The 21,895-nt window shown below is 67.3% G+C and carries 19 protein-coding genes; 9 read left to right on the forward strand and 10 right to left on the reverse strand.

All coding sequences use genetic code 11. The annotated features are described in order from the left end of the window. The first annotated feature begins 70 nt into the window (after nucleotides 1-70). The 4 genes from cyoA (at nucleotide 71) to cyoD (ending at nucleotide 4,025) form a co-directional block, all read left to right on the forward strand. Nucleotides 71-928, forward strand: a complete 858-nt coding sequence (gene cyoA / locus R4823_RS13940) for a ubiquinol oxidase subunit II (protein ID WP_087840085.1) — start codon at nucleotides 71-73, stop codon at nucleotides 926-928. A 4-nt stretch (nucleotides 929-932) separates the two neighbouring features. Then, nucleotides 933-2,909: a cytochrome o ubiquinol oxidase subunit I gene (gene cyoB / locus R4823_RS13945; protein WP_087840084.1), complete on the forward strand. Its 1,977-nt coding sequence runs from the start codon at nucleotides 933-935 to the stop codon at nucleotides 2,907-2,909. Nucleotides 2,910-3,045: 136 nt separating this feature from the next. After that, nucleotides 3,046-3,681, forward strand: a complete 636-nt coding sequence (cyoC, locus tag R4823_RS13950; protein ID WP_087840083.1) for a cytochrome o ubiquinol oxidase subunit III — start codon at nucleotides 3,046-3,048, stop codon at nucleotides 3,679-3,681. Continuing rightward, on the forward strand, nucleotides 3,681-4,025 hold the full coding sequence (cyoD, locus tag R4823_RS13955) for a cytochrome o ubiquinol oxidase subunit IV (RefSeq protein WP_087840082.1): 345 nt from the start codon (nucleotides 3,681-3,683) through the stop codon (nucleotides 4,023-4,025). Before cyoC ends, cyoD begins: the two co-directional genes overlap by 1 nt. An 84-nt stretch (nucleotides 4,026-4,109) precedes the next feature. On the opposite strand, the gene mgtA is transcribed toward cyoD, so the two are convergent. From mgtA to R4823_RS13975, 4 genes are all read right to left on the reverse strand, one after another. Then, the gene (gene mgtA / locus R4823_RS13960) at nucleotides 4,110-6,875 is read right to left on the reverse strand and encodes a magnesium-translocating P-type ATPase (protein ID WP_338619076.1); all 2,766 of its coding nucleotides are present in this window, start codon (nucleotides 6,873-6,875) and stop codon (nucleotides 4,110-4,112) included. Nucleotides 6,876-6,981: 106 nt separating this feature from the next. Beyond that, entirely contained in the window at nucleotides 6,982-7,722 is a 741-nt protein-coding gene (locus R4823_RS13965; RefSeq protein WP_243724340.1) for a hypothetical protein, read from the reverse strand. A 392-nt stretch (nucleotides 7,723-8,114) separates the two neighbouring features. After that, nucleotides 8,115-9,416, reverse strand: coding sequence for a sulfatase-like hydrolase/transferase (locus R4823_RS13970; RefSeq protein WP_087840080.1), 1,302 nt, complete (start codon nucleotides 9,414-9,416; stop codon nucleotides 8,115-8,117). A 22-nt stretch (nucleotides 9,417-9,438) separates the two neighbouring features. After that, nucleotides 9,439-10,404 (reverse strand): tripartite tricarboxylate transporter substrate binding protein, encoded by a 966-nt coding sequence (locus tag R4823_RS13975; RefSeq protein WP_087840079.1) that lies wholly within the window; start codon nucleotides 10,402-10,404, stop codon nucleotides 9,439-9,441. A 122-nt stretch (nucleotides 10,405-10,526) separates the two neighbouring features. Between R4823_RS13975 and R4823_RS13980 the strand changes: the two genes are divergently transcribed. Then, a complete protein-coding gene (locus tag R4823_RS13980; RefSeq protein WP_087840078.1) occupies nucleotides 10,527-11,483 on the forward strand; it encodes a LysR substrate-binding domain-containing protein in 957 nt (318 codons plus the stop codon). 11 nt (nucleotides 11,484-11,494) lie between these two features. On the opposite strand, the gene R4823_RS13985 is transcribed toward R4823_RS13980, so the two are convergent. From R4823_RS13985 to R4823_RS14005, 5 genes are all read right to left on the reverse strand, one after another. After that, a complete protein-coding gene (locus tag R4823_RS13985; protein WP_338619080.1) occupies nucleotides 11,495-12,478 on the reverse strand; it encodes a tripartite tricarboxylate transporter substrate-binding protein in 984 nt (327 codons plus the stop codon). A gap of 37 nt (nucleotides 12,479-12,515) precedes the next feature. After that, nucleotides 12,516-13,430, reverse strand: a complete 915-nt coding sequence (locus R4823_RS13990; protein WP_338619083.1) for an SDR family oxidoreductase — start codon at nucleotides 13,428-13,430, stop codon at nucleotides 12,516-12,518. A 1-nt stretch (nucleotide 13,431) separates the two neighbouring features. After that, nucleotides 13,432-14,241 carry an enoyl-CoA hydratase-related protein gene (locus tag R4823_RS13995; protein WP_087840075.1) on the reverse strand — a complete coding sequence of 270 codons (810 nt, stop codon included), beginning with the start codon at nucleotides 14,239-14,241 and terminating at the stop codon, nucleotides 13,432-13,434. Continuing rightward, a complete protein-coding gene (locus R4823_RS14000) occupies nucleotides 14,238-16,070 on the reverse strand; it encodes an AMP-binding protein (protein ID WP_338619085.1) in 1,833 nt (610 codons plus the stop codon). Before R4823_RS14000 ends, R4823_RS13995 begins: the two co-directional genes overlap by 4 nt. A gap of 104 nt (nucleotides 16,071-16,174) precedes the next feature. Then, complete coding sequence (locus tag R4823_RS14005) at nucleotides 16,175-16,990, reverse strand: LuxR C-terminal-related transcriptional regulator (RefSeq protein WP_140416883.1); 816 nt, start codon at nucleotides 16,988-16,990, stop codon at nucleotides 16,175-16,177. Nucleotides 16,991-17,189: 199 nt separating this feature from the next. Here R4823_RS14005 and otsB point away from each other — a divergent pair, with 199 nt between their 5' ends. After that, the gene (gene otsB / locus R4823_RS14010) at nucleotides 17,190-17,984 is read left to right on the forward strand and encodes a trehalose-phosphatase (RefSeq protein WP_176400791.1); all 795 of its coding nucleotides are present in this window, start codon (nucleotides 17,190-17,192) and stop codon (nucleotides 17,982-17,984) included. An 11-nt stretch (nucleotides 17,985-17,995) separates the two neighbouring features. Beyond that, the gene (otsA, locus tag R4823_RS14015; protein ID WP_087840071.1) at nucleotides 17,996-19,378 is read left to right on the forward strand and encodes an alpha,alpha-trehalose-phosphate synthase (UDP-forming); all 1,383 of its coding nucleotides are present in this window, start codon (nucleotides 17,996-17,998) and stop codon (nucleotides 19,376-19,378) included. Between the two features lie 9 nt (nucleotides 19,379-19,387). Here otsA and R4823_RS14020 read toward each other — a convergent pair whose 3' ends face one another. Then, nucleotides 19,388-20,113 (reverse strand): GntR family transcriptional regulator, encoded by a 726-nt coding sequence (locus R4823_RS14020; protein ID WP_338619089.1) that lies wholly within the window; start codon nucleotides 20,111-20,113, stop codon nucleotides 19,388-19,390. A 35-nt stretch (nucleotides 20,114-20,148) separates the two neighbouring features. Between R4823_RS14020 and R4823_RS14025 the strand changes: the two genes are divergently transcribed. Both R4823_RS14025 and R4823_RS14030 read left to right on the forward strand, forming a co-directional pair. Continuing rightward, nucleotides 20,149-20,916 (forward strand): FAD-linked oxidase C-terminal domain-containing protein, encoded by a 768-nt coding sequence (locus R4823_RS14025; RefSeq protein ID WP_176400790.1) that lies wholly within the window; start codon nucleotides 20,149-20,151, stop codon nucleotides 20,914-20,916. After that, nucleotides 20,913-21,890, forward strand: a complete 978-nt coding sequence (locus R4823_RS14030) for an ABC transporter substrate-binding protein (RefSeq protein ID WP_132978828.1) — start codon at nucleotides 20,913-20,915, stop codon at nucleotides 21,888-21,890. Before R4823_RS14025 ends, R4823_RS14030 begins: the two co-directional genes overlap by 4 nt. Nucleotides 21,891-21,895: the final 5 nt, after the last annotated feature.

Below are 21,895 nucleotides of genomic sequence, written 5' to 3' on the forward strand. Positions count from 1 at the left end.
CTACACACCAAGGCTGGACGTGAGTAAATCCTTCTTCGCGAACGCGGGACGCACATTGTGTGTCGGCGCCATGATGTTGCTGCTGGCTGGCTGCAACATGGACATCCTGAATCCCAAGGGCGACATCGGCGCCCAGGAAAAAACCCTGCTCCTGACCGCGACCGGGTTGATGCTGCTGGTGGTCGTGCCGGTCATCATCCTGACCCTGTGGTTCGCCTGGAAGTACCGCGCCTCGAACACCCAGGCCAAGTACGACCCCAAGTGGTCGCACTCCACCGCCATCGAAGTGGTGGTCTGGACCATTCCCTGCATCATCGTCGGCATCCTGGCGGTGCTGACCTGGAAGAGCTCGCACGAGCTGGATCCCTACCGTCCCCTGCAGTCCGAGGTCAAGCCGATCGAGATCGACGTCGTATCGCTGGACTGGAAGTGGCTGTTCATCTACCCCGAGTACAAGATCGCCACCGTCAACGAGATCCAGTTCCCGGTGGACACGCCGGTCAACTTCCGCATCACGTCCGCCTCGGTCATGAACTCCTTCTTCATCCCGCAGCTGGGCAGCCAGATCTATTCCATGGCGGGCATGGAAACGAAGCTTCACCTGATCGCGCGCGAAGCCGGCACCTACGCGGGCATCTCGGCCAACTACAGCGGCTCGGGCTTCTCGGGCATGCGCTTCAAGGCCATCGCCAGCAGCCAGGCGGACTTCGAGCAGTGGGTCCGCAACGCGCAGGCGTCGCCCAGCAAGATGACGCCCGAGGCCTACCAGGCGCTGGTCTCGCCCAGCGAGCACGAGCCCGTGGCCTACTACTCGGGCGCCGAGCCCAACATGTTCGACGGCATCATTTACCAGTACATGGCCTCCGCAGGCATGGATACCGGAATGTGCACGCCTGCCAACACCCCCAAGATTGCCTTGTCGGAGTAAATCGATGTTCGGGAAACTGACCCTGGATGCCATTCCGTACCATGAACCCATCGTCATGGTCACGCTGGCCGCGGTCGTCATTCTGGGCGCCGCCATGCTTGGCGCCGTCACCTATTACGGCAAGTGGACCTACCTGTGGAAGGAATGGCTGACCACGGTGGACCACAAGCGCATCGGCATCATGTACATCATCGTGGCGCTGATCATGCTGCTGCGCGGATTCGCCGATGCCATCATGATGCGCACGCAGCTGGCCATCGCCTCGAGCGACGCGGCCGGCTACCTGCCTCCCCACCACTACGACCAGATCTTCACCGCCCACGGCGTGATCATGATCTTCTTCATGGCCATGCCGTTCATCACGGGCCTGATGAACATCGTCGTGCCGCTGCAGATCGGCGCCCGCGACGTGGCCTACCCGTTCCTGAACTCGCTCAGCTTCTGGCTGTTCGGCGGCGGTGTCGTGCTGATCATGATGTCGCTGTTCGTGGGCGAGTTCGCCGCCACCGGCTGGCTGGCCTATCCGCCGCTGTCCGGCCTGGACTACAGCCCGGGCGTGGGGGTCGACTACTACATCTGGGCCTTGCAGCTGTCAGGGCTGGGGACCACGCTCAGCGGCATCAACTTCATCGTCACCATCCTGCGCATGCGCGCACCCGGCATGACGATGATGAAGATGCCGGTGTTCACCTGGACTGCGCTGGTCACCAACATCCTGATCGTCGCCGCCTTCCCGGTGCTGACGGCCACGCTGGCGTTGCTGACCGTCGACCGCTACCTGGGCATGCACTTCTTCACGAATGACCTGGGCGGCAACGTGATGATGTACGTGAACCTGATCTGGATCTGGGGCCACCCCGAGGTCTACATCCTGATCCTGCCCTGCTTCGGCGCGTTCTCGGAAATCATCGCCACCTTCTCGCGCAAGTCGCTGTTCGGCTACAAGTCCATGGTCTACGCCACGGCCGCGATCGGCGTGCTGTCGTTCCTGGTCTGGCTGCACCATTTCTTCACCATGGGCTCGGGGGCCAACGTCAATGCCTTCTTCGGCATCGCGACGATGATCATCTCGGTGCCCACGGGCGTGAAGATCTTCAACTGGCTGTTCACGATGTATCGCGGCCGGGTCGAGATCACCACGCCCGTGCTGTGGACACTGGGCTTCATGATCACCTTCGTGATCGGCGGCATGACCGGCGTGCTGATGGCGATCCCCGCGGTGTCGTTCGTGCTGCACAACAGCCTGTTCCTGATCGCCCACTTCCACAACACCATCATCGGCGGTGTCGTGTTCGGGTGTATCGCCGCCATGGTGTACTGGTTCCCCAAGGCCTTCGGCTTCAAGCTGAACGAACGCCTGGGCAAGTACTCGTTCTGGTGCTGGTTCATCGGCTTCTTCATGGCCTTCATGCCGCTGTACATCCTCGGCTTCATGGGCATGACGCGCCGCCTGAACCACTACGACAATCCGGCCTGGCAGCCGTACCTGATCGTCGCCTGGGTGGGCGCGGTCATCATCGCGCTGGGCATCTTCTTCCTGCTGCTGCAGATCTTCGTCAGCATCCGCGACCGCAAGAAGAACGTCGACTTCGACGGCGACCCGTGGGGTGGCCGTACGTTGGAATGGTCCATTCCCTCTCCTCCGCCGTTCTACAACTTCGCAAAGGTGCCCCAAGTGTCCCACCTCGATCAGTTCTGGCATGACAAGGAAACCGGCGTCGCCTACCAGCGTCCCGCCCACTACGAAGACATCCACATGCCGCGCAACACCGGCGCCGGCGTCTACATCGGCGTGGCGGGCACCCTGCTCGGCTTCGCCCTGGTCTGGCACATCTGGTGGCTGGCGGGCCTGGGCCTGGCCGGCATGATCGGCGCCTTCATCGCCCGCGCCTACGACCGCGACGTGGACTACTACGTCAAGGCCGACGAAGTGGCGCGTATCGAGAACGCCCACTACGAGTCGCTGAAGCAGGCGGCGTAGAGGTACCCCCCCTACGCGCTTCGCGCGCCCCCCCAGGGGGGCGGCACTGGCGGACCGGCGGAGCCGGATCCGCTGTGCCCTGCGTCTGTGTGGTGGTTTCTTGGTGCGGAGCGCCGATTCTTTTTGAAAGACTGATATGAGTAGCGCAGCAATTCTTCATACGCATCGCCAGGATGGTGGCGATCATCATGCCCATGGGGGGCATGAGCATCACGACGATGGGTCCAAGACCGTACTGGGGTTCTGGATCTATCTGATGAGCGACTTGCTCATCTTCTCGGTGCTGTTCGCGACGTTCGCCGTGCTGTCGGGCGCGACCGCGGGCGGGCCGCATGGCAGCGAGCTGTTCGACCTGTCGTTCGTGCTGACCGAGACCATGCTGCTGCTGGTCAGCAGCGTGACCTTCGGCATGGCGATGCTGGCCATGCATGCCGGGCAGCGCGGCAAGGTGCTGGCCTGGATGGCGGTGACCTTCCTGTTCGGCGCCGGCTTCATCGGCATGGAAATCTATGAATTCCATCACCTGATCGCCGAGGGCGCGGGTCCGCAGCGCAGCGCCTACCTGTCGGCCTTCTTCACCCTGGTCGGCACCCACGGCCTGCACGTGACTTCGGGCCTGATCTGGATGGCCGTGATGATGCACATGATCAGCCGCCATGGCCTGGACGCCATCGTGCGCCGGCGCATGGCCTGCCTGAGCCTGTTCTGGCACTTCCTGGACCTGGTCTGGATCTGCGTGTTCACCTTCGTCTACCTGATGGGAGCCCTGTAATGGCGCAACACTCCTCCACCGCCGAAGGCCACGATTCCCACGCCAGCCACGGCTCGGTCAAGTCCTATCTGGTCGGCTTCGTCCTCTGCATCGTGCTGACCGCGCTGTCCTTCGGCGTGGTAATGACCGGCGCACTGACCGGCTTTGCCGCCGTCTCGGCCATCGTCGTGCTGTGCGTGCTGCAACTGCTGGTCCAGCTGGTGTTCTTCCTGCACATGGGCACCTCGCCCGAACAGCGCGAGAATCTGTCGTCCTTCGTCTTCACCGTGCTGATCATCGCGATCATCGTCGGCGGCTCCGCATGGGTGCTGCACAACATGAACGCGAACATGATGCCGATGTAGGTCCCCCCCTACGCGCTTACGCGCGCCCAGAATGGTGGGCCCCCAGCCGCTACGCGGCAGCCCCCCAAAACAGGCTGGCGGGGGTTACTGCCAGCCGTAGCGACGCACGTAGATGCCCTTCATGGCCTGGGTCAGTCCCATGTAGGCCAGCAAGATCGCCGGCAGGAAGGCGAAGTACAGCGGCGGCAGCGCCTGCAGCTTGAAGTAGTGCGCCAGCGGCCCCATGGGCAGGAAGATGCCGATCGCCATGATGGCGGCCGTCATCGCCATCAGCGGCACGGCGGCGCGGCTCTGGATGAAGGGGATCCTGGGCGTGCGGATCATGTGCACGATCAGGGTCTGGGTCAGCAGCCCCACCACGAACCAGCCCGACTGGAACAGCGTCTGGTGCGCGGGCGAGTTGGCGCCGAACACGAACCACATCATCGCGTAGGTCGTGATGTCGAACACCGAGCTGATCGGCCCGAAGAACACCATGAAACGACCGATATCCCCGGGCTGCCAGCGCTGCGGCTTCAGCAGCAGTTCGTCGTCCACGTTGTCGAACGGGATGGCGATCTGCGAGATGTCGTACAGCAGGTTCTGCACCAGCAGGTGCATGGGCAGCATGGGCAGGAACGGGATGAAGGCCGAGGCCACCAGCACCGAGAACACGTTGCCGAAATTCGAGCTGGCCGTCATCTTGATGTACTTCAGCATGTTGGCGAAGGTGCGGCGCCCTTCCTGCACGCCCTCCTCCAGCACCATCAGGCTCTTTTCGAGCAGAATGATGTCGGCGGCTTCCTTGGCGATGTCCACCGCCGTGTCCACCGAGATGCCAATGTCCGCGGCGCGCAGCGCCGGTGCGTCGTTGATGCCGTCGCCCAGGAATCCCACCACGTGGCCGTTGGCCTTGAGCAGACGCACGATGCGCTCCTTGTGCGCGGGGGTCAGGCGGGCGAAAACGTTGTAGCGCTCGACGGCCTGCGCCAGCTCGCGATCGCCCATGCCTTCGATGTCGCCGCCCAACAGCATGCCCTGCTGCGCCAGCCCCACCTCGCGGCAGATCTTGGCCGTGACCAGTTCGTTGTCGCCGGTCAGCACCTTGACCGCCACGCCGTGCCGCGCCAGCGCCTCCAACGCCGGCGCGGTGGACTCCTTGGGCGGATCCAGGAACGCCACGTAGCCGATCAGGGTCAGGTCCCGCTCGTCGGCCACGCCGAAGGTTTCCTGCGCCGGCGGCTGTTCCCGGGCCGCCACCGCGACCACCCGCAGCCCTTCCCCGTTGAACTCGGCCGTCACCCTGCGGATGTCCGCCAGCACGGCGGGCGTCAGAGCCTCGGTGTCCTCGCCGTGGCGCACCCGGGTGCAGACCGACAGGATTTCCTCGACCGCGCCCTTGGTGATGATCAGGTGATGGTCGTCATACTCGGCCACCACCACCGACATCCGGCGCCGCTCGAAGTCGAACGGAATCTCATCCACCTTGCGGAAATTCGCGGCGGGTTCCAGTTCGCGCTGCATCTCGGCGTGTTCCAGCACGGCCACGTCCAGCAGGTTCTTCAGCCCCGTCTGGTAGTAGCTGTTCAAGTAGGCCAGCTCCAGTACGGCATCGGAATCCTCGCCCCAGGCATCGACGTGCCGGGCCAGGAAAATGCGGTCCTGCGTCAGCGTCCCGGTCTTGTCGGTGCACAGCACGTCCATCGCGCCGAAGTTCTGGATGGCATCGAGCCGCTTGACGATGACCTTCTTGCGCGACAGGAACACCGCGCCCTTGGCCAGCGTGGAAGTCACGATCATCGGCAGCATCTCGGGCGTCAGGCCGACCGCGATGGACAGCGCGAACAGCAGCGCCTCCATCCAGTCGCCCTTGGTGAAGCCGTTGATCAGCAGCACCAGCGGCGCCATCACGAACATGAAGCGGATCAGCAGCCAGCTCACCTTGTTGACGCCGGCCTGGAACGAAGTCTGGCCCCGGTCGACGGCGGTGACGCGGCCGGCCAGCATGCCGAAATAGGTCTGGTTGCCGGTGCCCACCACTACCGCCGTGGCCGCGCCCGAGACCACGTTGGTCCCCATGAACAGGATGTTCTCCAGCTCCAGCGGGTTCACCGTTCCGGCGTCGCGATGCAGCGCGAACTTCTCGACCGGCATGGCCTCGCCCGTCATCGCCGCCTGCGATACGAACAGGTCCTTGGCCGACAGGATGCGGCAATCGGCCGGAATCATGTCGCCCGCCGCCAACGCGATCACGTCGCCCGGCACCAGCAGCCGGATCGGCAGTTCCACCCGCCGGGCCGCGCGGGCACGCAGGTGGACGCCGTAGTACTGCTCGAAAAGCCGTGCGGCGTCCTCGGTAGCGTCGCGCCGCACCACCGTGGCGGTATTGCCGACCATGGCCTTGAGCGCATCGGCGGCGCGGTTGGACTTGCCTTCCTGCCAGAAGCGCAGCAGCGTCGACAGCACGATCATCGTGCCGATGACGAGCGCGGCCTTGGTGTCCTCGGTCAGATAGGAGATCGCCGCCAGCAGGGTCAACAGAAGGTTGAACGGATTTCTGTAGCAATGCCACAGATGCCTCCACCAGGGCAGCGGCTTCTCGTGTTCGACCTCGTTCGGGCCCACGCGCTCGCGTATGGCCGCGGCCTGGCTCTCCGACAAGCCGTCCTCGTGACTGTCCAGGCGCTTCAGCAGTTCGCCGGCGTCGGCCTTGGCCGCGGCAACCAGGATTTTCGTCAGGCCCGGCGGCAGCTCGCGGCTGACGCCGGTGCGGGCCAGCGTGTCCAGCAGCGCCAGCCGGCGGAAGTGGCGGGAAATGTGGCGGGTGCGAAGAAAACCCGCGAAAAAGGCCTTGAGCAGCATGAAGTTCATTTTTCTTCTCCGGTTCGGCCTGCCTGCTTCACGCTGCGTCGCGCGGTCAGGCAGACGGTGGATGTTCTGGGTCGGGCATGGTTCTCGTGTGTCGATGAAAAGTCCGTCAGGGCAGGAAGGCCGGCGACAACAGGCGCAGGCCCAGGGAGATCCATCGTTCTTCCCTGCCCATGCCCATGCGGTTGCCGTATGTCACGTCGATCTGCACGCGGTCCGGCACCAGCCAGTGGCGCAGGCCGAACTGGTAGGACGGCCGGCGCCGGTCGTGCCCGAAGGTTTCGGCAATCAGCCAGGTACGTTGGGCCAGGCGGGCCTCGAACCCCAGGCCCCAGGTCGCGTGGCGGCTGCCCGTATCGGCGGCGTCCATCCATCCCAGGTTGCCGTGCACGACCAGCCGGTCGGCGGCAAAGGAAACGCTGGCCGGCACGTAGGCATACCAATCGCGCGACGTCCCCGCCGCATGGGGATGGCGGACCGTCCCGGCCGCCACGCCCAGGCCCCAGCTGTCCGTCTCCAGGGGCTTGAGCAGCGTCTTGACCTGGAACTGCACGTCCGTCGTGCGCACGTGCCCGTCCACCGGTCCGCGGGCGCCGCCCAGCGTCAGTTCCAGGTTGCCGGTAGGATTGCAGGCGGGCATCGCCCAGTATTCGTTGCCGTCGCCACCGCGACGGATCCAGCTTTCCACCTGGCACGCCTTGGCGTCGACGATGCGGGCGTCGTCGGTGATCATGGGGCGCGCCGCCTGGGCGGGGCCGCTCGCGCAGCAGGCGGCAAGAGCCAACGCCAGCCTCCAGGGGGGCGGGCCGGCGGCGCGGTGGCCATGGAATGGAAAATGGTCGATGCGCACGGTTCCTCCTCGGGAATCGAGGTGGAGACACGACACGGGCGTGACGGAGCCGCCGCGCCTGGCGGCAGACAGTATCAGGAAGGGGATGGCCGCGCGCGAACGCCGCGGCCGGAGCCGCCTCCCGCCTTGCGGCGAGACGGCGGCGAAGGAAACCCGCGCGCTATCTCGCCGAGAGTTCGCCGATCACCAGGACCGGCCGACTACTGCCACTCGAACAAGTACCCACGTCAGGGTCTCCACAGTTGATGAACGGCGCGATTCTATCCGCGGGACGGTGACACGTCCATGACCATTTGGCCATGTACGCCTGCCTGCATGCGGGCGCCGCTCCCGGGCCGCATGCTGCTTCGACCGGGAGCCGCCGTCTCCGGTTCCCGGCCGGCGTGCCGGCGTCACCGGCTGGGCATGTCCTTGTCCGTATAGACCAGCTCGCTGCGGGCATCGGCGGGAATCGCGCCGAACACGGCATCCCACTCGTCGCAGCGGCCACGCATCCGCGCCAGGCGCTCGGGCTGGCGGCGCGCCAGGTTGGCCCGCTCGCGCTCGTCCACCGACAGGTCGAACAGATACTCGTTGCCCTCGATGGCCAGGTACTTCCACGGCCCATCGCGCAAGGCGCGCTGGCTGCGATAATTCATGCGCCAGAACAGCTCGCGCGGAAACTCGTGCGTCGGGTCCCGCAGCACCGGCAACATGGACACGCCGTCGAACGGATAATCGGGATGGGCGGGCACGCCGGCGATGTCCAGCATGGTCGCGGTCCAGTCCATCGTCATGCAGTGCTGCGCCGATACCGAGCCGGACGCGATCCGGTCGCCCCACTGCACGATGTAGGGAACGCGGATGCCCCCTTCGGTCAGGTCCATCTTGCCTCCCACCAGCGGCCAGGTGTCCGAGAAACGCTCGCCGCCGTTGTCGCTGGTGAAGATGACCACCGTGTCGTCGGCCAGGCCCAGGTCGTCCAGCGCCTTCAGCACGCGTCCGCAGCCCTCGTCCAGCGCCTTGATCATCTCGCCGTAGACGTGGATGGAACCGCCGTCCAGGTGGCGGATGTCCTGATCGGTCTCCGGATTGGAACGCCCCTGCTCGCGCGCCTCCCACGGCCAGTGCGGCGCGGTGTAGTGCAGGCTCAGCAGGAACGGCTGGCGATCGCCCGCGCGCGCGCGCAGATAGCTCTCGGCTTCGTCGGTCAAGAGATCCGTCAGGTAGTGGCCGTCGTAGTTGACGGGTTCGCCGTCGCGCACGAGGTCGTGCTTGCCCATGCGATCCACGTGGCTGAAATAGCTCACGCCGCCCGACAGGGGGCCGATGTGGTATTCGTATCCGCTCTTCTGCGGACCGAAATGCGGCGGATAGCCCAGGTGCCACTTGCCGATCAGGGCGGTGCGGTATCCCCGCTCGCGCAGCAGCGACGGCAGGGTGGGATGCGCCGGCGGCAGGCCGATCTCCGTGCTGCCCCGGAACCTGCCGGTCATGGGCTCCTCGGCCGCGCCGCGCAGGCGGTACTGGTAGCGGCCGGTGATCAGGCCGAAACGCGTGGGCGAGCACACGGGCGAATTGGAATAGCCCTGCGTGAAGCGGATCCCGCGCGCGGCCATGCGGTCCAGGTTGGGCGACACGGGCTTGCGTCCGCCATAGCAGCCCAGGTCGGCGTAGCCGAGATCGTCGGCCAGGATGAAGATGAAATTAGTCATGCGAACTGTACCGGTTCCGTTGTCAATCGACCTTCATACCGGCCGACTTGATGATCTTCGCATAGCGTTCCCGCACGCCCTCCAGTTCCTTGGCGGCGGCCTCGCCGTCCAGGGTCCCCAGCGTGAAGTCCATCGCGCGCAGGCGCTGCTGCACGTCGGGTTGCGCCAACACCTGCTCCATCGCCTTGCGCAGGGTCTGGACGACGGCGTCCGGCGTCTGCGCCGGCACCATCGCAAGATACAACACATCCTGGCGAACCTCGGGGTAGCCCAGATCGGCCGTGGTCGGCACCGACGGCAGGAGCGGCGAACGCTGGCTGCCGGTCACGGCCAATGCCTTCAGGGTACCGGCGTTGACGTGCTGCAAGAGGCCAGGCGTGGCCAGCGCGGCGGCCTGAACCTCGCCCGACACCAGCGCCAGCACGGCCGGCGCGTTGCCGCGATACGGGATATGGTTGATCTTCATGCCGGTGGCCTGCTGCAGCATGCTCAGGCTCAGGTGGCCGGGCGAACCGTTGCCCGCCGAGCTGAACGTGACCGGATCCTTGTGGCCGCGCTCGACCAGGCCCTTCAGCGTGTCGGCCTTGGCGGACGGGTGGGCGGCGATCAGCATCCCCGAGGATGCCAGGCGCATCACCGGCTTGAGCTGATCCAGCCTGAAGCCCAGCGAGGAATACAGGCTGGGATTGACGGTGAAGGTCGAATCCAGGCCGATCAGCACCGTGTAGCCGTCGGGCGCGGCATTGGCCACCGCGGCGGCGCCTATGTTGCCGCCGCTGCCGGTCTTGTTCTCGACCACGAAGGGCTGCTTGAAGATCGCGTTGAGCCGCTCGCCCATCATGCGCGCCATGATGTCCAGGGGCCCTCCGGCGGTGAAGTTCACGACGAACCGGACGGGCTTGTCCGGATAGCTGCCCTGCGCCGCCGCGCCCGCCGAGGCCGACAATGCAAGCGCCAGTCCCAGCGCGCGAACCATGGATTTCGACATTTCCCACTCCTCCTGATTATGCGGATGCCCCCTCCGGGGCACCGGCCTGTCGGCGCCATCATAGAAGCGCAGGAGCTAATATTGGTTGATCTTTTTGGAAATTGATTGAGCAAAAGGAAATCATGCTGCGCACCCTCGACCCACGCCTGCGCCTGCGCCACTTGCAATGCCTGGTCGCCCTGGCCAGCCACCGCAGTGTCCTGAAGGCCGCCGACGCCCTGGCCCAGACGCCCTCGGCGGTCTCCAAGAGCCTGGCCGAGCTGGAGGCGATCACCGGCGAGACGCTGGCGCTACGACATCGCAAAGGGCTGGAGCTGACGCCGGCCGGCCACATCCTGCTGCGCCATGCCGCGCAGGCCATCGGCGCGCTGCGCGATGGCTTCGAGTTGCTAGGGACGGGCGAAAAGGCGCCCGAGCACGTGCGCATAGGCATCCTGCCCACCGCCGCCGCCACCCTGGTGCCGAACGCGATCCGCCAGATGCAGGCGCGCTATTCCCATCTCGTGGTCACCGCGCACGGCGGTACCAACGCGGACCTCCTGGTGCGCCTGAAGCTGCGGGAGCTGGACCTGGTGATCGGCCGCATCAGCCATCCATCGGAGATGGTGGGCATTTCCTTCGAGCATCTGTACATGGAGCCGCTGGTCATGGCGGTGCGTCCCGGCCACCCGCTGCTGGACGCCCCCGCGCTGCAGCCGGCCGACGTCCGGGCCTATCCCATGGTGCTGCCCATGAAGGGGACCTACATCCGGCCCGCGGCCGAGACCTTCCTCCAATCGAGCGGCATAGGCATGCCTCAGCAACTGGTGGAGACATTGTCCTCGACCATGGCGCGCAGCCTGATGCGGACCGGCGATGCGATCTGGTTCGTACCCTACGGCGTGATCGAACTCGACCTGGACGACGGCCTGGCCCGCACCCTGCCCGTGGACACCAGCCCCACGTCGGCGGCGGTTGGCCTGACCACTCTCGGCACGGGCGAACTGCCCGAGGGGGCGCGGCTCTTCATCGACGTCATGCGAGAGGTGGCCAGCGAGATGCGCAATCGCAACCGGCGCTCGCTGATGCAGGAAGGGTGAAGTTCGCCGTCTCAGTCGCCCTTGAACCCCGTGGCCGCGACGATCTTCTTCCATCGTTCGGTCTCGGCCTCGATCATCCGGCGCGTCTCCTGCGCGCTCGTGCCGGAAATGCTGAAGCCGGCCTCTTCCAGCCGCTGGCGCGCCTCGGGCGATTGCACCGCGGCCACTGCCTTGGCATTGAGCGTGGCGATGACCGGCTCGGGCGTGCCCGCCGGCACGAACAGGGCGAACCAGGCCGAGAAATCGGCCTTGGGATATCCGGCCTCGATGAATGTCGGCACTTCCGGCAGCAAGGGCGAACGCCGGGGCGCGGTGGTCGCCAGGGCCCGCATCTTGCCTCCCTTGACCTGGGCCGTGGCCAGCGCCGTGGACATGAACACGCCGTTGACGTCGCCGCTCACGACCGCCGATACGGCGTCGCCCGTGGCGCGGTAGTGGATGGGTTCGATGCGGAACCGGCCCAGCTCCGCGAACATCTCGGCGCCGAAATGGCCGGGGGTTCCGGCGCCGAAAGTACCGAAGTTGACCTTGTCACGGCTCTGGCCGAGCTTGACGAAGTCTTCCACCGAACGCGCGGCGGACGTGTTGGGCACGACCAGGATGAAATCGGTCTTGACCACTTCCGACACCGGAGCCAGTTCGCGGACGGGATCGTAGCCGAGCTTGGAGAACGCCGCCGGCGCGATACTGATGGCGCTGACGTCGGCGATCAGCACGGTATAGCCGTCCGGCGGAGCCTTGGCGACGAACTGGGCCGCGATCTGCCCGCCCGCGCCGGCGCGGTTCTCGACCACCACCGCTTGCCCCATCAACTCGCCCAGCTTCTGGCCCAGCGTGCGCGCCAGGATATCGGGCCCGGTGCCCGGCGCGAATCCCACGGCCAGCCGTATCGGACGCGAAGGATAGGCATCGGTGGCGGTGGCCGGCGCGGCGGCCGCGACGCAGGCCGCCGCGCAGGCGATCGGCAGCAGACGGAATGGCTTGACGGTTTTCATGATGTCTCCATGGTTGTCGTTCCTGGTCCGGCCGCCCTCAAGGAAAGGGGGGCAGCCCCACGCTTTCCAGCCAGTTTCCCAGCGTGGCCGGCCACGCCCGCGCGATCGCCTCGGCACTCCAGCCGCCGCTGCGGAAGGCGCTGTGTATTTCCTGCGGGTGGGACCACAGGCTGAGCTTGTCTCCCCCCAATCCTATGCACTGGCCGCTGATTCCAGCGGCCTGGTCCGAGGCGAGGAACACCACCAGCGGTGCCACGTCCTCGGGCATCCCCAGCCCGGCGCCCTGGCGCAGCGTGTCGGGCAACGGCTCGCCGCGCGAGATCGATTCGGCAATCGGTGCGAACGCGGGCATCGTGGCGACCATGCGGGTCAGCGCGACCGGCACGATGGCGTTGACCGTGATGTCCGACTTCGCGCACTCCATCGACCACGTCCGTGCGAACGACGCGATGCCGGCCTTGGCCGCGGCGTATGCGGTCTGGCCAGGATTGCCGCGCTGCCCCGCCGGCGAAGCCACCAGGATGAGCCGCCCCGGGCTTTCCTGCGCGCGCATGCGTCTCACGGCCGCGCGGGCACAGGTGAAGGTGCCCCGCAGATGGGTCGCGATGACGGAATCGAAATCCTCGTCGCTCAGATTCCACATCATGCGATCGCGCAGGTTGCCGGCGTTGGCGCACATCACGTCCAGGCGGCCGAAGCTTTCCACCGCCCGGGCCACGAGCCGCTCGGCCGCCTCGGCCTGGCCCACGGGCACCACCTCGGCCACGGCCTGGCCCCCCTGGCCGCGGATAGACGCGACGGCCTCGGCCGCCGCGTCGGCATCCACATCGTTGACCACGACCGCCGCGCCCGCATCCGCGAGCGCCCGCGCGAACGCCAGGCCCAGTCCGCGGCCGCTGCCGGTCACGATGGCGACCTTGCCGTCCAGCCTGATGGCTGCATCCTGATTCATTTCATCTTCCCGTATAGACCGGACTGCGTTTCTCCATGAACGCCCGCGGGCCTTCGCGCGCGTCCTCGCTGGCCAGGACCCGCTCGCGCGCGTGATCCTCCAGGCGATAGGCCAGCTCCAGCGGCACGCCGCTGGCCTCGATCACCGTCCGCTTGACGGCCTGGACCGCCAGCGGCCCGTTGCGGGCGACTCCTTCGGCCACCTCCATCGCGGCATCCGGCAAGTCGGCCAGCGGCACGATCCGGTTGATCAAACCCCATTGCAGTGCCTGCGTCGCCGTCAGCGGTTCGCCTGTCAGCAGCATATGCATCGCGACCGCCTGCGGGATCTGCCTGGGCAGTCGGGCCATGGACCCGGCAAAGGGGATGAGGCCGCGCCGCACCTCCGGCAAGCCGAAGGTCGCATGTTCGGCGGCCAGGCGTATGTCGGTCCCCAGCATCAACTCCATGCCCGCTGCCAGGCATGCGCCGTTGATGGCGGCCACCACCGGTTTGTGCAACGGAAATCCGCGCAGCGACGAGGCCGCCATCACTGTCGGATCTTCCAGCAGGCGGCGGTCGTAGGGATTCTCCGGCTGCCGCGCGCCGGTCAGCAACGGCAGGGTCGTACCCAGGTCTCCCCCCGCGCAGAACGCCGCGTCGCCGGTTGCAGCCAGTACCGCCACCCGTATCGCGTCGTCCCGCGCCACGTCGACGAACGCATCGGCCAGCTCGCACAGCATCCGTGGCGTCAACGCGTTGCGGGCGGCCGGCCGGTCCAGGCGGACCAGAGCAACGGGCCCCCGCTTCTCGTATTCGACATGCACGCTCATGCGCCCTCTTCCCCGGCCCCGGGGCCGTCGATCCGATAGGCCAGGGCGAACGGCGCCATCAGCGCACGCACGCGCGCCGCATCGTCGCCGTCCGCGCGGAAATGCGCCACGCATCCCTTGGCCTGGGCGCTGACGTCCACCGTCACGCGCGCCGCCAATCCGCCGCGCGCCAGGCGCTCCTGCAACGTCCAGCGCACGGCCCGCGCCCGCAACTCGGGCTTGTAGAGCTTGCCGATCGCGGTCATCGGCAGCGCATCCACGACGAAGATGGCCTTGGGCACCGCGGGCCGCTCGGGAATGCGGTCGCGCACGAAATCAGCGAGATCGGCGGCGGTCAGCCGGGAGCCCTGGCGCAGCGCCACGTAGGCCACGGGTATCTCTCCCGCATATTCGTCGGGCGCGCCCACGGCGGCGGCCATCTGCACCTCGGGATGCCCGAGCAGCGCATCCTCGATCACCACCGGATCGATATTGTGGCTGCTGCGGATGATCAGGTCCTTGGCCCGGCCGGTCACGAAGATCCTGCCCGCCTCGTCGATGTGTCCCACGTCGCCGGTCACCAGCCAGCCGTCCTCGCCGAAGACTCCGGCGTCGTTGCGGGCGTCGGTGTAGCCCGGCCCGACGTTGGGCCCCCTGACCCGCAGGATGCCTTCGCGTCCGTCCGGCGACGCGCCGTCGGGATCGATGCCGACCTCCGTGAAGGGCAGCGGCAGCCCCACGGCTCCGGCGGTGCGCGGCATGCCGACCGGCTCGATGGCGATGACGCCCGCGCACTCGGTCATGCCCAGGATGTTGCGGACGCCCACCCCCGTGCGCTGCTCGAAGGCATCGGCCAGCTCGGTGGGCAGCGGCGAGCCGCCCGTCAACAGGCAGCGCACGCGCGACAGGTCCGCCTCGCCAATGGGTACGTCCAGCAGGCTGGCCATGACCGTGGGCACGGCGGCCAGCAGCGTCGCCCGCTCGCGCTGGACGAACTGCCAATAGCGCCGCACGAAGGCCGTGTTGCGCATGCCCAGCAGCGTGGGCAAGACCACCTCGCCGCCCGCCAGCAAGCTCGAGAGCCCGTAGACCAGGGAACCGGCCACATGGAACAGAGGGAAACCGTTCAGCGTCACGTCGGCTTCGCTGGCGCCATACATGCAGGCCGCCCCCCACGCCGCATGAAGCTGGTTGCGGTGAGTGTGGCGCGCGAGCTTGGGCCGCCCGGTGGTCCCGCCGGTATGGAACAGCGCGGCGATGTCGTCGGGCCCGCGCCGATAGCTCTCGTCCAGCGGGCCTCCCTCTTCGCCGGCCAGCAGTTCGTCGAGGTCGGGCGCGCCTTGCGCCCTGCCCACGGACACGACGTGCGCAAGGCCGGGACAGCGGTGCCTGACGCCCGCCACCTTGGACCAGATGTCCAGTTCAGGGTGCGGCCCGAGCGCGACCAGCACGTTCACCCGGGCATGCTGCAGCAGATCGGCGATGTGCTCTTCGCCGAGCAGGTAGTTGACCGGACAGGCAATGCCCGCGGCTTCGGCGCCCCAGAGCGTCACGTATGCGGCGGGGATGGCCGGCAGCAGGAACGCCACGCGCGGCTGGGTGTCGCCCGCCAGCCGCCGGAAGGCCCGGGCCGCCCGCCTTACCCTCGCCAGCAGCTCGGCATAGGTCCAGCTGCCGGCGGGCACCGCGGGATCGGCCGACTCGATGAAGGTCAGCGCCCGCCGTTGCGCATGCGTCGCGGCGGCGTGTTCCAGCGCCTCGTGGACGCTGTGGTGCGGCATGAATGCAGCATAGGGCTGCGACTCGATCGCCCGGATGTCCTCCAGGCACCTGATGGCAGGCGTCTTCAAGCGGTCTCCTTCCTGTCATGGGCCGCTCGCGCAGGAACGGCAGGAAGAAGCCTAAAGAGAAGACGCGGACGCGGCTGTCCCCTGCGTTGGGGACCGGGACAACCCTAGGCCTGGGACGGAGGCGCCAGGCCGTCCAGCGCGAGCGCGAACAGTTCGTTGCGATGGTGGATGCCCAGCCGCTCGAATGCCCGGTCGCGATAGGTCTTGACCGTGCCCGCCGAAATGCCCAGATCGGCGCCGATGCCTTCGTGCGTCCAGCCGCGCAGCAGCCGCTCGCATACCTCGCGCTCGCGGCGCGGCAGGGCCGCGAGCGGGGCCGGCTGGCACGCCGGCGGGCGGGCCGCGGCCCGGCGGCTGCGCAGGTGGCTTTCTATGCAGGCGATGAGCGGCGGCGCGAGGCCGCATATCAGGTCCAGCTCCGCGTCGCTGAACGCGGGCTGTTCGTCGCGGCGGTAGAGATTGATGGCGATCAGGTCGTCCTCTTCCCAGGCCGTGACCAGCGACACCCGCTCCCGCAGCGCATGGCGCGTGTAGATGCCGTCGCGATGCTCGCTCGGCAGCTCGGCCGCGTGCCAGTGCGTGACCACCGCGCCGCCGTGCAGCACCCGCTCCCTGGCCGCCTCGAACGTCTGGTCGTAACGGTACACGCCTTGCCGGTAGAACCGGAACGCGTCCCGGGTGTGGTCGGGAGCCTGGAAGCTGCCGGTGGCATGCAGCTCCGGCGGGCGGTGCTTGTGCAGGCTGTAGGTCGACCACCAGCACAGCGCGATCGCCGCATTGAGCTGCCGCAGCGCGGCGGTGTCGAAATCCTCGTGGCCCAGGCAGCCGATGACTCCCGCCATCGCGAAGGACGCGCGTTCCCGGGCATGGCGCCACGAGCCGTCTTCCGCACGGGGTTCATGGAGATGCACCAGCTGCATGATGTCCTCGTCTCGCTCCGCTCTTGTCGTTTGCCCGATAGCGTACCGTAAAACCGCGCGTTCGCCGCCCGCCCCCGCCAGGCCCCGCGCCGCATGGCACGGGGAGATAAATGGAAACAAAAACGCGCAAAATGAACACCCTCCCTGCGACACCCTTCCCTACCATTCCATCTGTGACTGTTGTCAAAACGATACGCGGATGACGCGTCAACGAACGATGACCGGATCGGAAGCAGGCAGACCTCCCCCGCTGGACCTGGCGCGATGCGCCTTGTTCCTCGACCTGGACGGCACGCTGGCCCCCATCGCCCCCAGCCCGGATGCGGCGCGGATTCCCGGCGCCACCCTGGCCCTGCTGCGGCGCCTGGCGCCGGCCACCGGCGGCGCGCTGGCCGTGGTGTCGGGCCGCTCGATAGAGGTGGTCGACCGCCTGCTGCATCCGTTGCGCCTGCCGGTCGCAGGCCTGCACGGCATCCAGTGGCGCGGCCCCGACGGCCAGGTATGGGAGCTGCCCGTGGACCGGGAGCGGGCGGCCCGCTTGCAGGCGCGCCTGCTTGACATCGCCGCCGGGCTGGCGGGCGTACACATGGAGGACAAGGGCATTTCGTTCGCCGTCCACTACCGGCATGCGCCGCACCAGGAAGCCCGGATCCGCCGGGACGTCGCGCAGGCCGCCTCGGCCTTCGCGCCGGACTACGTGCTGCAGTTCGGCAAGATGGTCGCCGAGGTCAAGCCGCGCGGCGCGGACAAGGGAAGCGCCGTCGAGCGATTCATGGCCGTCGCTCCCTTCGCGTCCCGGCTGCCCGTCATGGCGGGAGACGACCTGACCGACGAGGCGGCGTTCGCCGTCGTGGCGCGCCTGGGCGGCGTCTCGATCAAGATCGGCGATGGCGACACGTCGGCATCGTGGCGGCTGCCCGATCCCCCTTCCCTGGCCCGCTGGCTGGACGGCCTGTCCACGCGCGGGCCGGACGATGCTTCGCGCCACGAATAAAGGACCAGGACATGAGCAGACTCGTGATCGTTTCCAATCGTGTAGCGTCCGCGGCCGAAGGAAAGAGCAGCGCCGGCGGACTGGCCGTCGGCGTGCTCGATGCCCTCAAGCGGCAGGACGGGCTCTGGTTCGGATGGAACGGCAAGATCGAGGACAGCGCCGACGCGGAGGTCTCCTTCCATCGCATCGGCCGTATCGACTGCGCGACCACCGCCCTGTCGCGTAGCGAGTACGACCTCTACTATCGCGGGTTCGCCAACGGCACGCTCTGGCCGACTTTCCATTACCGCATCGACCTCAGCCGCTACGATGCCCGCGAATACGAGGGCTACCTGGCCGTCAACGAGCGGCTGGCCGGCATGCTCAGGGAACTGGTCGGCGAGGACGACCGGCTCTGGATACACGACTATCACCTGATACCCTTCGCCCGCGCATGCCGGCGCCTGGGCATGCGCAACCGTATCGGCTTCTTCCTTCATACGCCCTTTCCGTCCGAGGGCATCCTGCGCACCGTCCCGCCCCACCGCGACCTGATCGAGGCCATGTGCGAGTACGACCTGGTGGGCTTCCAGACACGCGGCGATGCGCAGGCCTTCCTGGATTACGCACACAGGCGTCTCGGGCTGCCCATGCAAGGCGACACGCTGCGCGCGCCGTCAGGACCGGTGCGCGTCGGCCACTATCCCATCGGCATCCTGCCCGACGACATCCAGAGCAAATCCAAGGCGCGCAGCCGCTCCAAGCTGGTCGCCACGCTCAAGCAGGGGCTGCAGGAGCGCAAGCTCATCATCAGCGTGGACCGGCTGGACTATAGCAAGGGCATGGTCGAACGCTTCAACGCCTTCGAAAGGCTGCTGGAGTCCCGGCCCGCCTATCGCGGCCAGGTCAGCTTCCTGCAGATCGCGCCGCCCTCGCGCTCGGACGTCGAGGGCTATCGCCACATCCGCAGGCAGCTCGAAAGCACGGCCGGCCACATCAACGGCCGCTGGACGGAACTGTCGTGGACGCCCATCCGCTACATGAACCGCGCCTACGAACGCGCCGCGCTGCTGTCCTTCTTCCGTGCCTCGCAGGTCGGCTTCGTCACGCCGCTGCGCGACGGCATGAACCTCGTGGCCAAGGAATACGTGGCGGCCCAGGAGCCCGAGGATCCCGGCGTGCTGGTCCTGTCCGAATTCGCGGGTGCCGCCGACGAACTTGCCGACGGCGCGATCATCGTCAATCCCTACGATATCGACGCCATGGCCCGCGCCCTGGACCGCGCCCTGGACATGCCGCTGGAGGAGCGGCGCGAGCGCCACGAACACATGATGCAACTGCTCAAGGACAACAGCATCAAGCAGTGGCGCGATCACTTCCTGGCGGACCTGGAGCCCCCCGCGGTCGCCGCCTGAGGCCGCCGTTCAGCGCTGGCGCGCTTCTTCCAACAGCCGCTCCGCGATCTCGATCGCGATGTCCACCATCCGGCGCATGTGCTGGCGGGCGAAATGCTCGGCCGCGACCGGGTCGCCGTGCAGCACCGCGCGGGCGATGTCGACGTGGTCCGACAGGTTCAGCAGCCAGTTCTCGCGGCTCAGGTCCCTGAAGTAGATCGTGTGCAGGATCGGGTAGTTGTACTGGTCCAGCAGTTCGCCCACGTCCGGGATACCCGACATGTTGTTGATGGCCCGATGGAAGCGGCCGTTCTCGGCGCGATGGTTGCGCGGGTCGTCGGCGCGCCTCTGGGTCTCGATGTCGTCCAGCAGCGCCAGGACGATCTCGCGATTGCCCGGTTCGTCCGCGTGCTCGGCCGCGGCACGCGCGCCCAGGCCGGAGATGACCTCGCGGATGCGGAACTGGGCGACGATGTCCTCGCGTCCGGGCGTGGCCACCGTCGCGCCCCGATTGGGCTCGATGCGCACGAAGCGATTGGTCTCCAGGCGCCGGAAGGCCTCCCTGACCGAACTGCGGCTTACGCCCAGGTCCCGGGTGACATCGGTCTCGACGATGCGCTGTCCCGGCTTGTAGACCCCATCGACGATACGGCGGGCGATCTCGGCCAGCACGAAATCCGACACGCTGCCGGAACGGGCCGGCTCGGCCTGCGGCGGCTGGTAGAAGGGCACGAAGGAGCTCGGATCTTTCGCCATGGTCGGGGGGACGAGCCGTTGCGGACATAGGAACCGTGGCGCTCGGCCTCCAGGACCTGGACCAGGTATTGCGCGCGCTGGCGGGCTGCCGCGCCGATTTCGGCCCCATGCTGACCTCGTTCGAAGTCATGTGGCGGGATTTCGTGGACTTCGTCGCGCGGGGACTGGGCGTGGGCCGCGATCCCTTCGACGGTGCCTGCGGCTATGTCGTGCTGCTCGAACTCTCCTGCTACGACCGCCAGCCGGCGCGCGACGAGGCACGCATCATGGACGCGCTGGAAGCCTTGTCCGACAGCCTGGGCACCCCCCACGTCGTCGTCGCCAAGTCCTTGTCCGAGGCGGCCGAGCTCTGGCGCATGCGCGACGCATCCGGCGAAGCGGCACGCCACCTCGGCGCCTACCTGTCCTTCGACGTCAGCATTCCGACCGGCGAGCTCCAGGCCTGCCTGCCGCGCATCTACGCGGGCCTGGACGCCATCGATCCCGCCCTGCGGCGCCTGACCTACGGCCACCTGGGCGACGGCAACGTGCACCTGCTGGTCGGCTGCGAAGGCCCTGCCGCCGAACACGTCGAGCATCTGGTCTACCACGAGGTGATGCGCTGCGGCGGCTCGATCTCGGCCGAACACGGCATCGGGCTCGAAAAGAACCGGGTCTTCCAGTCGCTCTACCCGGCCGCGGAGCTCGACGCCATGCGCCGCATCAAACTCGCCTTCGATCCCGGCGCCATGCTCGGCCGGGACCGCGTCTTCGGCCTGTCCCGCCCACCCTCCTCCACCCGTCCTGCCCCGGAGCTGCCATGAAGCCTGTCCTGATCCTCCAAGCCGCGCGACTCGCCGCCTGCGTGTCGCTGGCCTGTGCCGCATCGATCGCCCACGCCCAGCAGACCTACAAGGTCGCCATCGCGCAGTTCGGTCCCGACCATACGCTGGACACGCTGGTGTCGAGCTTCAAGAAGGAACTGGCCAGGCAGGGACTGAAGGTGGTCTACGACGAAGGCCACGTGAACTTCGACCGCTCGCTCGCCCCCCAGTTGCTGAACCGCGAAGCCGCGGGCAAGCCCGACCTCATGCTGACCATCACCACGCCGCTCACCCAGACCGCCAAGCAGGTGCTCGCCAGCCGCAGCTTCCCCATCGTGTTCGGCGCCGTCGCCAACCCCGTCGCCGCCAAGCTGGTGCCATCCTGGGACCGGGGCGACACGCTGATGACCGGCGGTTCCAACCTGCCCAACATGGAGGCGTCGGTCGGTTTCATCAAGCAGCTCACGCCCGGGGTCAAGCGGCTGGGCTTCATCTACAACCCCGGCGACGATGCCGATCTCGGCTTCCTGAACGCGCTCGAGAAGGTCGTCGGCAAGTACGACCTCACCCTGGTGAAGGTGGGCGTGGACAACGCCAACGACATACCTACCCGCGTCTCGTCGCTGCAAGGGCGCGCCGACGCGTTGATGGTGCCGGCCTCGAGCATGCTGATTCCGGCCGCCGCCGCCATCGCCTCGGTCACCAACCGCATCAAGCTGCCCACCTACAGCCCCAATGTCGATAACGTGGCCCAGCACCATTTCCTGGCCGCGATGACGGTCGAGTACAGCAGCCTGGGAACCAGCGTGGGCCGCATCGCCGCCGACATCCTGCGCGGCAAGAAGCCTTCGGACATTCCCGTATCGGTCCCTGCCGTGGAAGACCATGCGGTCAAGATCAGCGGGCGCCGGCTCAAGGACCTCGGCATCGCGCTGCCGGAGTCGCTGAAGAACTGCAACTGCGTCGTCGACTGACGCGC

The organism is Pigmentiphaga sp. CHJ604 (assembly GCF_036972535.1).
Taxonomy (GTDB): domain Bacteria; phylum Pseudomonadota; class Gammaproteobacteria; order Burkholderiales; family Burkholderiaceae_B; genus Pigmentiphaga; species Pigmentiphaga daeguensis.

What these genes read in the sequence shown, in the direction of transcription:
- otsA (WP_087840071.1), top strand. Translation starts at nt 17,996, where the DNA reads ATGAGCAGACTCGTGATCGTTTCCAATCGTGTAGCGTCCGCGGCCGAA.
- cyoD (WP_087840082.1), top strand. Translation starts at nt 3,681, where the DNA reads ATGGCGCAACACTCCTCCACCGCCGAAGGCCACGATTCCCACGCCAGC.
- otsB (WP_176400791.1), top strand. Translation starts at nt 17,190, where the DNA reads ATGACGCGTCAACGAACGATGACCGGATCGGAAGCAGGCAGACCTCCC.
- R4823_RS13980 (WP_087840078.1), top strand. Translation starts at nt 10,527, where the DNA reads ATGCTGCGCACCCTCGACCCACGCCTGCGCCTGCGCCACTTGCAATGC.
- R4823_RS13990 (WP_338619083.1), bottom strand. Translation starts at nt 13,430, where the DNA reads ATGAATCAGGATGCAGCCATCAGGCTGGACGGCAAGGTCGCCATCGTG.
- R4823_RS14005 (WP_140416883.1), bottom strand. Translation starts at nt 16,990, where the DNA reads ATGCAGCTGGTGCATCTCCATGAACCCCGTGCGGAAGACGGCTCGTGG.
- R4823_RS13995 (WP_087840075.1), bottom strand. Translation starts at nt 14,241, where the DNA reads ATGAGCGTGCATGTCGAATACGAGAAGCGGGGGCCCGTTGCTCTGGTC.
- cyoB (WP_087840084.1), top strand. Translation starts at nt 933, where the DNA reads ATGTTCGGGAAACTGACCCTGGATGCCATTCCGTACCATGAACCCATC.
- cyoA (WP_087840085.1), top strand. Translation starts at nt 71, where the DNA reads ATGATGTTGCTGCTGGCTGGCTGCAACATGGACATCCTGAATCCCAAG.
- mgtA (WP_338619076.1), bottom strand. Translation starts at nt 6,875, where the DNA reads ATGAACTTCATGCTGCTCAAGGCCTTTTTCGCGGGTTTTCTTCGCACC.
- R4823_RS13975 (WP_087840079.1), bottom strand. Translation starts at nt 10,404, where the DNA reads ATGTCGAAATCCATGGTTCGCGCGCTGGGACTGGCGCTTGCATTGTCG.
- R4823_RS14020 (WP_338619089.1), bottom strand. Translation starts at nt 20,113, where the DNA reads ATGGCGAAAGATCCGAGCTCCTTCGTGCCCTTCTACCAGCCGCCGCAG.
- R4823_RS14030 (WP_132978828.1), top strand. Translation starts at nt 20,913, where the DNA reads ATGAAGCCTGTCCTGATCCTCCAAGCCGCGCGACTCGCCGCCTGCGTG.
- R4823_RS13985 (WP_338619080.1), bottom strand. Translation starts at nt 12,478, where the DNA reads ATGAAAACCGTCAAGCCATTCCGTCTGCTGCCGATCGCCTGCGCGGCG.
- R4823_RS13970 (WP_087840080.1), bottom strand. Translation starts at nt 9,416, where the DNA reads ATGACTAATTTCATCTTCATCCTGGCCGACGATCTCGGCTACGCCGAC.
- cyoC (WP_087840083.1), top strand. Translation starts at nt 3,046, where the DNA reads ATGAGTAGCGCAGCAATTCTTCATACGCATCGCCAGGATGGTGGCGAT.